We start from the raw sequence: 14,416 nt of genomic DNA on the forward strand, positions 1-14,416 counted from the left end.
ATTCATTCCACTAAACGAGTTTTATTCAAAATGCGATTACTGCTGCTCATTAGCTTCCTTGTTACTACCATTATCCGCGTCAATGCGCAGGAATATCCGAAGGTCATTTTACCTGGCGATTATCCAGACCCTTCCATCCTCCGGGATGGAGAGGACTATTATATGACCCATTCACCATTTTATTATGCGCCCGGATTTTTGATCTGGCACTCAAAAGACCTGATGAATTGGGAACCTGTTGGCCGGGCCATTACAGCATACAAGGGTTCTGCGATGGCGCCTGATCTCGTAAAGTATAAGAACAAATATTATATCTATTATCCCGCTGCGGGAACGATTTGGGTTATCTGGGCGGATGTAATAACCGGCCCCTGGAGCAAACCGGTCGATTTAAAGGTTTCGGGAATTGATCCCGGACATGTTGCCGATGCCCAGGGGGACCGTTATTTGTATGTCGATAAAGGAGAAGTAATACAGCTCACAGCTGATGGCCTTGCAACAGTGGGCGAAAAGAAAAAGGTGTACGATGGGTGGGTGTATCCGAAAAACTGGGTTACTGAATGTATGTGCCTGGAGTCTCCAAAACTCAGCTACCATGACGGCTATTATTATTTAACCTCTGCGGAAGGAGGTACTGCCGGACCTGCAACCAGTCACATGGCTGTTGCTGCCCGTTCAAAAAATGTATTGGGTCCCTGGGAGAACTCCCCGTATAACCCGATCATACATACCTATAGTGGGGATGACAATTGGTGGTCCAAAGGACATGGTACTTTAATTGACGATGTAAACGGCAACTGGTGGATGGTGTATCATGCTTATGCAAATGGGTACCATACCCTGGGCAGACAAACATTGATTGAACCGATCGAATGGACCAGTGATGGCTGGTATCGTGCAAAAGCAGGTAACCCTCCCATAAAAACCACTCAATCCATCAAACCCGGGCTGTCGCTTTCAGACGACTTCCAAGGAGATAGTCTGGGCCTGCAATGGACTTTCTGGAAAGAATTTGCGCCCCAATCGCTCAGGTTCCGGTTACAAAGCCTTTTTGTAGAAGCGAAGGGAAGTTATCCCGGTAATGGTCGCTTATTACTCACTACTGCTACCGATAAAAATTATGAAACGCAGGTTGCACTAGCAACAGATAAAGGGAATATAGCCGGTCTGATGTTGTACTACAATGAAAATGCCTATGCAGGGCTGATATCGGATGGCAACTGGCTGACAGTATATAGAAATGCGAAGGACTCTTTTAAAATAGCCAATCAGCTGGGCAAGCAGTTCATTGCAAAAATTCAGAACCATGGCAACTCCGTCGATGTATTGGTAAGTAAAGATGGAAAGACCTGGAACAGGATATTGGAAAATGTTGATGTCTCCGGGCTGAATCACAACAACTACCATGGTTTTTATGCCCTGCGTATCGGATTATTGTCTGCCGGTAAAGGGCAGGCAAAGTTCAATGATTTCCTTTATAAAAAAGGAGCTCCCCGGGAAGAAGATATGAGCGCCTATCTGATGGTTTTTCATAAGGATGAAACCCATGGTTTGTACATGGCGCTAAGCCCGGATGGTTATCGTTTTACAGCATTGAACAATGGCAAGCCGGTAATAGCAGGAGATACCATTGCTATGCAAAAAGGCATCCGCGATCCCCATATTTTCCGTGGCCCGGATGGCGGCTTTTACCTCGCTATGACCGACCTGCATGTTTTTGCAAAAAGAGATGGCTTGCGGGAAACGGAATGGGAGCGTGACGGTCAGCAATATGGCTGGGGTAATAACCGAGGTTTGGTACTGATGAAATCCTGGGACCTTATAAACTGGAAACGTACTAATATACGATTTGACACACTCTCGGCAGCATTGAGCGAAATCGGTTGTGCATGGGCGCCGGAAACCATTTATGACGAGCAAAAAGGAAAGCTGATGGTTTACTTCACCATGCGATTCAAAAATGAAGCTAACAGATTATATTATGTGTATGTAAACGACGCCTTTGATAAAATTGAGACATTGCCGCAACCATTGTTCCAATATCCTGATCCCAGGGTATCAGCAATTGACGCCGATATAACAAAGGTCGGCGATAAATATCATATGTTTTATGTTGCTCATGATGGCCAGTCCGGCATCAGACAGGCTGTTTCGGATAAAATCAATCGTGAATACGAATTCGATACCCGCTGGTACGATCCCGAACCAGTAGCCTGTGAGGCCCCGCATGTATTTAAGCGTATTGGCGAAAATAAATGGGTGCTGATGTACGATATATATGGAAGGGTACCTCACAACTTCGGTTTCAGCGAAACAAGTGATTTTGTCCACTTCACTGATCTCGGGCATTTTAATGAAGGGGTAATGAAGACAAGCAATTTCACCTCACCTAAACATGGCGCCATCATCCATCTCACAAAAGAAGAAGCAACGAGACTGGCGGAAAATTGGGGATTATCCTATGATTCGCTTAAAGTACCCGATAAGAACAATCGGTGATACAGGCCGCCGGGAAAGATGAAAGGCATGTTATGATGCCCAAAGTCAACCCGGCCTGGCGGAAGTAGGGACCTTTATCCGCTGAATAAACAAAACGCCGGAGATACTATCTCCTGACTTGATCCTCGCGCCAATAAGCGGGGGAGCCGCAGATATCTCTAAATGCAAAACGCCGGAGACATCATCTCCGGCGTTTTGCCAATATGCCCGGAGGCGTATAATTTATTGCTGATAAGCACCCATGCTACTCACATTATTCTTCACCAGCGGCAGACCGTCTTTATCCAGCTGTGTAGCGTCTTTAATCGCACTCACGTCGGCTATATTACGGGAAGGACTACTACTTTGCAGATGGAAATCACTTGTACTTGCAAATAGAGGATCTTTATTGATGGAATGTGTATCCTGTTTAGCACCTGACTGATAAGTGGTAAAGCTTGAATAGCTTTTGCCGGCCCATTGTACAGTCACAGTACCTGTAGGTGTAAACCATGTGTTATAGTCAAAACGGTTGTTCTGCTGAGGACTGATAGATTCTACATAAAAAAGCAATTTTGCATTGGTATAGAATATGTTATTCGAGATAACACAATTAGATGCCTTGGTCATTGCAATTTCTCCGGAGGATGCGTTTGTGCTGTTCCGGTAAAAAGTATTGTTGATAATAGTAGCGTTTAATACCTGTCCGCTGGTACCCGAATTGTAACCGCCAAGTGCCAGACCAGTTTCCCTGTTACCCTGCAGTACGTTTGCAACTACGGTGATATTAGAAGCAGAACCATTTTCTTCGGCGCCTACCTCGATGCCGTAGCCGTTACCTTTACAAAAGTTCCTTTCAATCTTGATATCACGTGCGCCATCTACATAGATACCAGCGCTGGTAGCATAGTCAGCAACATTATCATAACAGTTATTCTGACTAACAACACCATTGCGGGCCTGATCAAGAGACGCTGTGCTGCTTACACCATAGTTACCAATCAAAGCAATACCAATGTTAGTGTTGTTGTACACTTCACAATGGGTGATGCGGAAACCATCGATGTTGCCATCAAGAGAAATAGCCTCGCTGAAGCCAGTGATGTTGTTGAATACTTTACAGCTGTCAATACGGATGTTACTAACAGCATTAGTCTGGGCCTTACCTTCTCCATAGATGATAATGCCTTGTGCATTATCATTGCTTCCGGGAGTTTGGGTACGCTGAGTAGTCCATGCTACTTCAGATACGTTTACATGATTCAGCTCAATGTCTGTTACACTGCCTGTTGAAGTTGCAGAGATCAGGATACCCTGGGCATCTTTTTTAGTTACCTTACCAACGTTCAGGCCATAGAGACGGATATGACTCTGGTTTTCAATCGTTACAATGGCACTATTGGCGCCGCCTTGCTGGATATAAGCAGGGGCATCGGGAGAACCACTGAAAGTAATTGGCTGCTCGGCCGTTCCGGAGACATTGATTTCCAGTTGCTGTTGGTAAACGCCACCTGCCAGATGTACTGTTGTTCCTGCTTTGGCAAGGTTAGCTGCTTTTTGAATGGTTTTAAAAGCTTTTTCCGGTGATTTACCGTCATTGTTGTCACTGCCAGTAGGGCTTACATAATAATCCTGAACTGCGAGGACTGCTGCTGCTGATAAATTAGCATTGTCTTCGAGCTGCTCCAGGTTTTTCGAACAGGATGTGAGAACGATAGCACACGATGCTACAAAGAATAGTGGTTTCATAATGGTTAAGTTATTAAAATAGCATTAACGTGCGGAAAGCGTGATAAAGTATATCCGCTATCTGTTAAATTAACAAAAAACATTATTTCACCACTGTCACTGTGCCGTTGAACATAAACGTTCCTCCTTCCTCACAGACAGTCTCTATCGAATATACGTATGTCCCGATTGGCGCCACCCGATTCTTCCATGTTCCATCCCATCCCGCAGTTGCAGTATTGATCTGGAAATACATTCTCTCAAACACCAGACTGCCCCATCGGTCATATACCCGCATCGATATTACTTCTTTTACGCCACGCCCCTTAGGATAGAACCATTCATTCTTCCCATCTCCGTTAGGTGAAAAGGCAGTGGGAAGGAATATAGCATCCTGATTGCAGAGTAGCTTTAAGGAAAACTCGTCAGTAGCTTTACAGCCATAAATGTTCTCTACTTCCACTTTATAGATCGTAGACAGGTTAGGCAGGGCTTGCGGTGTTTGACAGGTGGTACAATTCAGGTATTCCGCTGGGCTCCAATTCCATTTTACAATATCCGGGCTACCTGTTGTGCGGAGTGTGATCAGCTTTCCCGCCGTTACTGTCCGGTCAGGCCCGGCGTCAATAGTGGGAGAGGGGTGTACCGTTACTATCAGTGAAGTATCATGTGTGAAACAGCCTTCAGCGTCGTAGCCGGTTACCTCGTAGGTATAATTACCCGCTGTTCTGAGGGTAGCATTGGGATAAGGACTATGAACATCATCCAATCCCTGCCCTTTCCAGACATAATGATCTGCGCCGGATACCCGTAATGGCACACTTTGTCCCGGGCATATGGCAGTATCCGGTGTGGCTTGTATGGTGAAGGGTTGTACTACACGGAGGCTTACATCGCCGGTATCGCTACAGCCGTTGGCGTCTGTCACTGCTACCTGGTAGTTTGTAGTAACGCCAGGAGTTGCAAGAGGGGACGATGTTTTTGGATTGCTCAGGCTTTCGGCAGGTGACCATTGATAAGTAATACCACCACTTGCGCTCAGTGTGGTGCTGTTACCGAGACATATGAACTTAGCCGCGGCAGTAGCGTTGGCCACAGGTTTAGGTACGATATTGATGGTGTGATCCGCTGTGTCGGTACAGCCATTGCTGTTGGTAACAAGAAGCAGCACATTTGAAGGGCCGGTCTTGTTGTAGGTTTGATCAGCAGGTTGCTGTATGTTGGCGGAGTTCCCGTTACCAAACGTCCAGCTCCAGATAACATCAGGCGTCTTAGTCACATTTCCACTGAAGCTTACCGCTGCGTCCTGACATGCTTGCGAAGGACCGCTGATAGTCGCTTCGGGCTTGGGATAAACAGTAACCGTTTTACTCACCGCCTGCGTACAGCCGTAAGCTGTCGTAGTTGTGAGCGTGAAATTATATTCCTTTATTTTATTTAAGTAGAAGCGGGGAGTAGCAGAAGTATCATTTTCAGCGGAAATACCCGCCTCATATGTCCATTTGTATTTCGCAGCTTTTTTCAGCTCGTCAATGGAGAAGCTGTTAAATTTCGACGTAAAGGAAACCCAGCCCTCATCGCATACAAACTGTGGTGATGCCGTCATTTCCACTTCCAGTTTGTCTATTACGATAGGCTCAGCCAGGAAGGCAGTTCCTTTACAGCCTGCCTGATCGGAGAGTATAAGACGAGGCTTGTATATGCCTGGATTTTTGAAGGTATGTTTAATGGTGGAATCCGTTGTTTCCCTAACAAGACCATCTGTAAAGTCCCATGCAAAATTAACTGCCGAGATAGCGGATACCTTGAATTCGATCTCTTTTGTCAGGCAACCGCCATTGGAAGATGTTGCAATCGTGCCATAAGGGCCCTTTACCTCTATTTCCTGTTCATACTGGTCTTCATTACCAGCTTCGCCTGTTACTGTGAGTTTCACTTTATACTTCCCGGCATATGTGTAGGTATGAGAAGGATTATTGATGGTGGCAAAGCTACCATCGCCAAAATTCCAATATGAGCTGGTATAGTTGCTTGAGGTATTGTTGAACCGGGCGATTACCGGCGGACATTGACTATTATTAACGAAGGAGGTCGTAACAGTAAAGCCGGCGCCGACGGTAGAGACCTTGATCTGTTTTTTGATGCTGTCTGTACAGCCATTATTGTCCCTTACGAGCAGTGTCACCGTATACACACCCTTAGCAGGATAACTCTTGGTGGGACTCTTTTCCGTGGAGGTGGTATTGTCTCCGAAGTCCCAGTGATAAATAGGAGTACCACCGGTTCCAGTCGTATAATTATAGAATTGCACATTGCTGCCTGGAGGTACCAGCAACTTGCTTGGCACAAAGTCTGCGTTAGGACCATTCACCTGTACCTTAGGCCCGGAGGCGGTGCTGGTGCAGCCTGCCTGGTCTGTAACGGTCAGCTTTGGATAGAAATACCCCGACTTATTATACGTGTATTTGAAAGGAGGTGAAGTAAATACTTTTGTAGTGCTGCCATCTCCAAAATCCCATGACCATGTTTTTATAGGCTTGCCTTTGGAAATATTTGTCTTGTCGGTAAACGTAAGCTCCGTACCCCGGCATGCAGCAACATCAGGAATAAGGAATTTAGCCGCCGGTCCATTTACGTTTACAACAACCTTATTGCTGGTATCAGGGCATCCCTGCAGGTTATACGCCACAAAGCGGATGGTGTCAGCACCGGCTTGCAGATTACTGAAAGTAGTGCGCTGATAATCGTTGCTGTTCGGCTGGGCAGGAGTGCCGTCAGAGGAGGTCCACAAATAAGACCAGACATTCAGGCCATAGATATCTTTGTTGATAGCTATTACGCTGGCCTTGAGCGTATCACTACCACACAGCGTTGTTTTATCTGTGGTGATGGTAATGGGCGAGGGTGCATACAGTTTGATGGTCATAGTGTCAAAGCTGGTGCATGCCCCAGCTGAAACAGTCAGCTTCACTTTGTAGGTGCCGGTTTTGTTATACTTGTGCCTGACAGTGCTTGTTTTGGTCGTATATGAGTCTTCCTTTCCATCGCCCCAGCTCCATTTCCAGCTGGTAATATTGCCGGAGGAGTTGTCAGTAAAACGAATCTCCGTTCTGTTTTTGCAGTCGATAGGCTGCATGTTAAAGTGCGGAAAAGGATTCACGGCTGTGATGTAATCTATTTTCGTGACTTTTTCCATGCAACCATGATTTGAAACGGTCAACGATACCGTATAAGTGCCTGGTTGCCTGTAGCTATGTGTGGTATTCTGTGAATGATCTGCACCTGAGTTATCTCCGAAATTCCATATCCATTCGTTACCGACATCTGTTGTACCGTTAAAATGTACCGTGTTGTTGCCACAGATCTGAGGTGCTTCCGGAGACGAAAAGTCGGGTTTTGGTTTCTTATATACACGGATACCGGTGGATGAATAGAGATTTACAGTTCCTTTACAGCCATTCTTCGTTATATAGCTAAGCGTTACGGGGAATGTGCCATCATTGTTGTACGTATGCTTTGGAATAGCCTCTGTGGATTTGGGACTACCATCACCGAAATCCCATTCATAACTGACAATACTATCTTCTGTGCTGATATGGCTGCTGAATGTGGTAGTCAGCCCTGTGCAGCCTTGCGGCACGCTGGCAGTGATAGTGACTTGCGGTTTAACCAGATTGACATACTGTTCTGCTATGCCGGAGCAACCTGATGCACTGGTGGCGGTAAGTTTGATCTTGAAAGTTCCCAGGCTGCTGTAGGTAACGGAAGGGTTTTGTTGAATGGATGATTGCCCATCGCCAAAATCCCAGTTCCAGTTGCTGGCCCCTTGGGATTGATTGGTCAGTTTTACGGTAACGGGCGCATCACAGATCGGTTTCACATCACTCACGAAGTCTGCCTGTGGAGCGGCTATCACCATAAAGTCTTTGGTCACTGTTTCCTGGCATTTGCCATAGTCGGCCGTCATAGTCACCTTTACCGTGCCTGTGCCGGCAGGACGATATACAGTCGTAGCGCCGTTCGCGGTGACGGTGCCTTTATCAACAGTCCAGGTAACTTTATCAGCCAGCGGCGTAGTGAGCGCTCTGAATGTAGCGAAACTGTTCTCACAGACAGTGGCCGGCAACTGGAAATCTGATTTGAAAGTAGCAACATTGATAGCTTCGGATGTTTTGGTACCAGTACATCCTTTATCACTGGTAACCGTGAGCTTTATCTTGTAAACTCCTTTCGTGGTATATTGATGTGGACCCGGTGTAGCGACTGAAGCAGTGCCGCCATCGCCAAAATCCCATTGATAGGAGAGATTACCCGGGCCTGTGGTGGTATTGTTGATAGTCACTGCGCCGGGCACAGTACACAGGGTATTGTCAGACACGTTAAAATTGACCTTCAGTGCTGCTGCCACCTCTACAATTTTGCTGATCCGTTTTGATGCCGTACACCCCTTACTATTAGTGATGGTAAGGGTAACCGTAGGTGTTAATACATCCTTATATATATGCACGGGGTTGCTGGCCGAGCCGATAACGCCATCTCCGAAATCCCAACTGTAGGCAGTGATGGTACCGTCTACAGGGTCTGATTTATCCTTGAAAGTAACGGCAAGAGGCATACAGCCGCTGGCAGGGTTGGCGCTAAAATCCGGTAGGGGTTTTGCCCATACAGTAACCGTTTTCGTTATGGTACTGGTATTTCCTGTAGCATTTTTTACAGTCAGTATTACGTTATAGTTGCCAGGAGACGTATAGGCAGCCCTGGGGCTTTGTTCTGTAGAGGTAAAACCGTTACCCAGATCCCACCGCCAGGAAACAGGGGTGCCGGTAGACTTATCAATGAATTGGGTGATCAGACTTTCGCAATCGCTGGTCTTGCTTGGAGTGAAGTCCGCTTTTAATTGTGCATGAGCAACAGTACTCAGCAGGAGCATGCTCCAGAATATAGCCAATGTGAGGACATTGCCTAAAGTGGTTTCGGTTTTTAGGGGCATAGCATATGGTTCGTACCTGAAAGTAACTAAATTCTATAACCCTTATTATAGCACGCAAGTGTTACATTATTAATGAGTTGTGGGTAGTGTTCTAACGGTAGAGCATGGTGGTAGATTAGTTAGTTGATTGCGTGTATGCAAGAGATAATGTTATTATCATATTCTATTTACTTGCAGGATATCGGGGGTAAAGATTTTTTATTTTCTTTGAAAAAGGACTGAGATATTGTCTCATGTGTTTGCTGTTAGTGTATCCGTAACGGCCCCAACGATTTTTTTATCCTGCTGTTATTGTGTGTGTCAGCAATCGCAATTAGCGAGGCTGCGTTTAAAACAGGAGAGGAGGCCTCCTGCATCCGACAGTGTCTATTTTAACTTTCCTGCCCGCAGGGCATCTTTATAGAAATCTTCTACCTTCGTTCTTGCCCAGGGAGTTTTACGCAGGAATTTTAGGCTGGATTGTATGGAAGGGTTGCTGATAAAGCAATTGATCCTGATCTGGTATCCAAGTTCATCCCATCCGTAGGTATCTACGAGTTGCGTGATGATCTTTTCAAGTGTTACGCCGTGTAAAGGATCTTTTGATGTATTCCCTGCTTCCATATGTTGCTGTTTGCATGGCAAAGATACAGTACATAACATAAGAAACATTGCGTCTTTCAGAGAATGAAAGAGAAACGATCATTTCCATTTTTCAAATGATCGACGAAGGACAGAACAGCAGGATGGATGATTTTAGCCAGGATGTTATGATTTCCCATATCGAGTTACTGCTGAATTACGCGAATCGCTTTTATAAGCGGCAGTTCCTTACCCGCAAAGTAGTGCACAACGATCTGTTACAAAAAGTGGAAGACCTGTTGGATCTGGTCGGAAATTCCAGATTCAAATAAAACATTGCAGATCAAACGGTATCTGCAGATTTTATGTTATATTCACAATATGTCAAAATTCAAAGATGTTGTTGTGACGCTTTCAAAAAAGCATCCCCAAACCGGTGAACCCGCGCAAGCCGGACATTCCTTCGTTATTGGAACACTAGGTAAAAAGACAGGCTGGTACGAAATTGAGACCGAACAATTAAATAAACACAAAAACGAAGATCTTCAGCTGGAGCTTTTTAAGCTGTTGCACCCGCAAACTCATCATTAATTGATGAAAATAGCTTTACTTATCTTGATTTCACAATGATTTCGTTGTGGAACAGGGGGTATTTAATGCCATTATTTACCCCGCTGCTAGCCTCAACGTATCTGCATTATATGGTAAACCGGATTGCTGAAATATTTCCGTATGGTTGACAATTCCGGGTTCTTTATCCATCACATCTGCGGCGTTATTTCACTTCTTTCCACCATTCCTCAAATACCTGTTTATCATTGTGCAGATCCACCAGCTGACCTATCATAGGCGTGGCCAGCGGAATGTCTGCAATTGCCTTCAATCTTTGTAAAGGTTCATCCCACGGGTGATTGCCCAGTGTGAATTTGGAGGAGTGTACCGGCAGCAGTCTTTTGGCCTTCAGGTCTTTTGCAGCCTGCAGCACCTCTTCCGGCTGCATATGAATGTATTTCCATGCAAGGTCATACTGGCCATTTTCAAGAATGGCAAAATCCATCGGGCCGAATTTCTTCCCTATCTCTGCAAAGTGGGTATCATAACCACTGTCACCTCCTATATAGATCTTCATGGCCGGCGTTTGCAATACATAAGACTGCCATAATGTGTTATTCCGGGAAAAGGTCCTGCCTGAAAAATGACGGGTAGGGGCTGTATGTACAACAAATCCATCTCCCAGATCCACATCCTGCCACCAATCCGTCTCTATGATCTGGTCAGGTGTATAGCCCCACTTTTCAAGGTGTTCTCCAACTCCCAGCCCGCAGAGCACTTTACCAACCTTACCCTTTAGTGCCAGCATGGTCTTATAATCCAGGTGATCGTAATGGTCGTGCGATATGAACAGGTAATCTATTACCGGGAAATCGTCGGTCGTGTAAATATCAGCACCTTTAAATGCTTTAGTCCCTCCGGGTAAAGGCGAGGCGCTGCCGGAAAACACAGGATCTGTCAGGAAGCGCTTTCCTCCTGCCTGTATAAAATAAGATGAGTGGCCAAACCAGACCAGCACATCCTGCTCCGGTGCAAGCGCCATCAGATTAGTTTTCACAGAGGGCAATGAATCTATGGGGCGCAAACGCAAACGTTTTTTGAACATAAAATCATATAAAACGCCGCCCATGCTGTACCCTTCTGACAGTTGCGGTGTATTGTGAATGTTCTGGAACTGCCCGTCTTTATAATGAGGCGATTGTCTGATTAATTCTAATCTCTTTCCTGATGGTTTTTTTCCGAATAGTGGATGTCTCATATATATTAACACTGTGATTATCAATAACACCAGTATGGCAAGTGCTATCTTCAGGCATTTGATAGTTGTCCTGATTAATTTCTTCATACGAGTTTAATGACGAATCAGGTGTAAGGATATTGTACAGAATAAAAATATTTCTGGCAAAATTCCTCTTTGCATAGTTTTTTATCGCTACAAGCGCGTAGTGTTCATTACTGAGACTTTAAGTCCTTGCGGAATGGCATGTACGGCATTGTTGGAACTGGTTACTAATATAACTATTCGCGGATTTTGGTTTTGAATATATGCGTATATTATTGAATTTTAAGTAAATATTTTGCGGACTGCTTCAAACATTGCTCAGTATAGCACCCGGTAGCAACACTCTAATGATGGTAAATAGTGTCGATAAATCCAATATATTTTATCAGGAGATCTGGTACATAATCCATCGTGTCATTTGTATACAGATCGTTAGCCAAAAATTGATATATTTTGCACTTGGAAAACCTGTGAGATGATCGTAGGTTTTCTGTCCTTGCGCGTGTTTGATAGGGACACGGGTAGCCCGACGCTATTCAGCCGGCAAAGGAAAGCAAGAAGCCGGCGGCAAATACCCAGGCAGAGTTCCGAAAGGTGTTCAAGGAAGAGACAAAAGCAATTGCTGATTTTATAAAAGGATTCGATAACCGATGAGAAATGAAAATTTAATAGCCTTTGAGAAAAGAAGTGGACTATTTTTAAACCCAGTAAATATAGCTGCGACGATATTGGTATTTATAATTGGGATTCTTGGGATGGGAGATAAATTCCAGTTAGGGATGTTGGTTTTGCCTGTAATACTTGTTGTGATTCTTCCGGGATTGGCAAAGAAAAGTTTAGAATCTGTCGTCCTTGACCCGACTAATGGAGAAGGAGTAATTGTTCTAAACAGATGGGGGCGTGTTCACAAACGTATAAAAATTCCTATTGTGGATCTTAATGTATCATACAAGGATGAGTTGAGCATGAAAGGTATAAAACGTAAAGTATTAAGACTCTTCCATAAAAAACTGCTGATAGCAGCTGTTTTTAGTGGAGAAGGATGGGATGCCGAATCATTGGAAGGAATGGCTGCCGCTATCAATGAATTAAAAGGATCAACCTCCAACGCTTAAATCAGTTTTATAACAGTGGATAAACGAATATCTTTCTGTCCCTTTTCAACCTTGACAATGTGCCTACTGTCCATTTCAGCAAGATGTCCAGGTGCTTCTAAGATTAATCCTAGCTCTTTCCTTCTCTGTCGTAGGTTTGCCCCAAATTCTTTTAAGTCTATTTTCTCCATTTAGCAAAGACAAGATCATCTCCGCCTTGCAGCATGTATGTCAGACTGGGAGCATAGTTTGAAGACACAACAAGAAGAAGTTATACTGCCATAGAACTGCGAGCCGGATTTTATATCCGGTCTCTTTTTTATCATAAACAAAACCAGTAAACGATTTGATTTATATTATTAATAAGTAATATTTGTAGTAAAAAAATATCCACTTTTTGATTCATGTTTTCAACAAACTATTTAAATTGCATCTCGCAGTATCATTTTAACTGCGATAATTTTAAATCAATACAAGATGAAACAAATACATTTGAACAGACACTTGACCTCACTGGTCCCCCTGCCTGATCTCTCAGGTTTAAACGCAATATATCCTACTTCTACCTCCAGCTTCTCTCTACTAGCCCTACTACCCCTACTACTACTATCTCTACCTGTCCTACTATAATTTCCCCAGGACTCAGTTACCCCGTCTTTTCATAGCTTTTTACAACATCTTACTATAAAATAATTCAACGCATGTAAGCATGTGCGCAATAGTCTTTGCGTATACTTATTTGCCTTGAAGCTGTAATTATTTTTAACAACTAAATCTGATAACATGCAAATGTTAAATCACCTTGCATTCCTCATCAACGAGGAAATTCCAAAACAATTAAGAAAATCGCCCGTTCTCAACCCGAGATTTATCAGCCAGGTAATGTTTGGAAGATTCCCCAAGCTGGAATCTCTGGAGCGGGAGTTCTTATCATCACTTAGAACTGCAACAAAGGAAGAGACTATCCGTATCGCAGTAAAGTCTTGCCAGTACAGCATTGTACCATTGCTGGACAAATTAATGCGATGGCTTCCGGAGGATGAAGTATGTCGAATGGACATCCTTGATCCCGATGATGACGGAAAAAGTTTATTTAAATTTCTTCACAAGCTGCTCTATGATTTGCATTTGTACCTGGAGAAAAATTTCTACCGGTATATGGACGATGATTACAAGATACCGGCTTACAGCAGGTATTTGTTTCGGGAGTTTATTATGCAAACATTGGTGACTGTAAAAAGCTCGCCCCGATTCCGCTCTCTCAACGGCCATCTGCAGCGCATCGTAACTGGTCCGCTGGAACTGTCAGTTTCAACATCAGGTGATAATTATCTCACTTACTGTAATCGCGACTATGTTGAAAAGTTGGCAAATCAATTACTTGGATTTGTGAAGAAAGGTAATGATAACGTCTGGCGACTTTACAACCGGCTGCAATACATTGATTTCAACAGCATTGATTATGTCAGGTACTTAATGTCCCAATTCAGGGAAGAGTGCACCGCCATCACAAGTAACAAAGAGAAGTACATATGGCTCATTGAACGGCGAAAGAAGATTGCTCACAAGTTGGTTGAAGATGGAACATCTTTCCAACCTAGCCAAAAATCCCTGAAAGCAGCGCTGGGAGAATGGTTGAAATGGGAAATATACTACACGAAAAGAATGTTGGAACTCGAAATGGCCAGTAAATAGAATTGTTAATCACCGTCTACTAAAAACTCAAATGAC

Annotated in this window: 9 protein-coding genes; 5 read left to right on the top strand and 4 right to left on the bottom strand. The window is 44.2% G+C overall.

Annotated elements, in window-relative coordinates:
* The first annotated feature begins 30 nt into the window (after positions 1–30).
* Positions 31–2,499: a family 43 glycosylhydrolase gene (locus F3I09_RS29785; protein WP_149698701.1), complete on the top strand. Its 2,469-nt coding sequence runs from the start codon at positions 31–33 to the stop codon at positions 2,497–2,499.
* Between the two features lie 222 nt (positions 2,500–2,721).
* Here F3I09_RS29785 and F3I09_RS29790 read toward each other — a convergent pair whose 3' ends face one another.
* The 3 genes from F3I09_RS29790 to F3I09_RS29800 all read right to left on the bottom strand — a co-directional run bounded on the left by F3I09_RS29790 (position 2,722) and on the right by F3I09_RS29800 (position 9,799).
* Positions 2,722–4,227 (bottom strand): right-handed parallel beta-helix repeat-containing protein, encoded by a 1,506-nt coding sequence (locus F3I09_RS29790; protein WP_149698702.1) that lies wholly within the window; start codon positions 4,225–4,227, stop codon positions 2,722–2,724.
* An 82-nt stretch (positions 4,228–4,309) separates the two neighbouring features.
* The gene (locus F3I09_RS29795; protein WP_223233434.1) at positions 4,310–9,196 is read right to left on the bottom strand and encodes a PKD domain-containing protein; all 4,887 of its coding nucleotides are present in this window, start codon (positions 9,194–9,196) and stop codon (positions 4,310–4,312) included.
* A 366-nt stretch (positions 9,197–9,562) separates the two neighbouring features.
* On the bottom strand, positions 9,563–9,799 hold the full coding sequence (locus F3I09_RS29800) for a VF530 family DNA-binding protein (RefSeq protein WP_149698703.1): 237 nt from the start codon (positions 9,797–9,799) through the stop codon (positions 9,563–9,565).
* A 47-nt stretch (positions 9,800–9,846) separates the two neighbouring features.
* Here F3I09_RS29800 and F3I09_RS29805 point away from each other — a divergent pair, with 47 nt between their 5' ends.
* Positions 9,847–10,089 carry a hypothetical protein gene (locus F3I09_RS29805; protein ID WP_223233435.1) on the top strand — a complete coding sequence of 81 codons (243 nt, stop codon included), beginning with the start codon at positions 9,847–9,849 and terminating at the stop codon, positions 10,087–10,089.
* A 49-nt stretch (positions 10,090–10,138) separates the two neighbouring features.
* Entirely contained in the window at positions 10,139–10,348 is a 210-nt protein-coding gene (locus F3I09_RS29810; RefSeq protein WP_149698704.1) for a hypothetical protein, read from the top strand.
* 184 nt (positions 10,349–10,532) lie between these two features.
* On the opposite strand, the gene F3I09_RS29815 is transcribed toward F3I09_RS29810, so the two are convergent.
* A complete protein-coding gene (locus tag F3I09_RS29815; RefSeq protein ID WP_149698705.1) occupies positions 10,533–11,654 on the bottom strand; it encodes an MBL fold metallo-hydrolase in 1,122 nt (373 codons plus the stop codon).
* 587 nt (positions 11,655–12,241) lie between these two features.
* Between F3I09_RS29815 and F3I09_RS29820 the strand changes: the two genes are divergently transcribed.
* The gene (locus tag F3I09_RS29820) at positions 12,242–12,706 is read left to right on the top strand and encodes a hypothetical protein (RefSeq protein WP_149698706.1); all 465 of its coding nucleotides are present in this window, start codon (positions 12,242–12,244) and stop codon (positions 12,704–12,706) included.
* A 762-nt stretch (positions 12,707–13,468) separates the two neighbouring features.
* Entirely contained in the window at positions 13,469–14,380 is a 912-nt protein-coding gene (locus F3I09_RS29825; protein WP_149698707.1) for a hypothetical protein, read from the top strand.
* Positions 14,381–14,416 lie beyond the last annotated feature (36 nt).

The organism is Chitinophaga sp. CF418 (assembly GCF_900142925.1).
GTDB lineage: Bacteria > Bacteroidota > Bacteroidia > Chitinophagales > Chitinophagaceae > Chitinophaga.

Bases quoted from the DNA above. Each gene is read 5' to 3' on its own strand.
- F3I09_RS29785 (WP_149698701.1), top strand. From the start codon at position 31: ATGCGATTACTGCTGCTCATTAGCTTCCTTGTTACTACCATTATCCGC.
- F3I09_RS29790 (WP_149698702.1), bottom strand. From the start codon at position 4,227: ATGAAACCACTATTCTTTGTAGCATCGTGTGCTATCGTTCTCACATCC.
- F3I09_RS29800 (WP_149698703.1), bottom strand. From the start codon at position 9,799: ATGGAAGCAGGGAATACATCAAAAGATCCTTTACACGGCGTAACACTT.
- F3I09_RS29820 (WP_149698706.1), top strand. From the start codon at position 12,242: ATGAGAAATGAAAATTTAATAGCCTTTGAGAAAAGAAGTGGACTATTT.
- F3I09_RS29815 (WP_149698705.1), bottom strand. From the start codon at position 11,654: ATGAAGAAATTAATCAGGACAACTATCAAATGCCTGAAGATAGCACTT.
- F3I09_RS29795 (WP_223233434.1), bottom strand. From the start codon at position 9,196: ATGCCCCTAAAAACCGAAACCACTTTAGGCAATGTCCTCACATTGGCT.
- F3I09_RS29810 (WP_149698704.1), top strand. From the start codon at position 10,139: ATGTCAAAATTCAAAGATGTTGTTGTGACGCTTTCAAAAAAGCATCCC.
- F3I09_RS29825 (WP_149698707.1), top strand. From the start codon at position 13,469: ATGCAAATGTTAAATCACCTTGCATTCCTCATCAACGAGGAAATTCCA.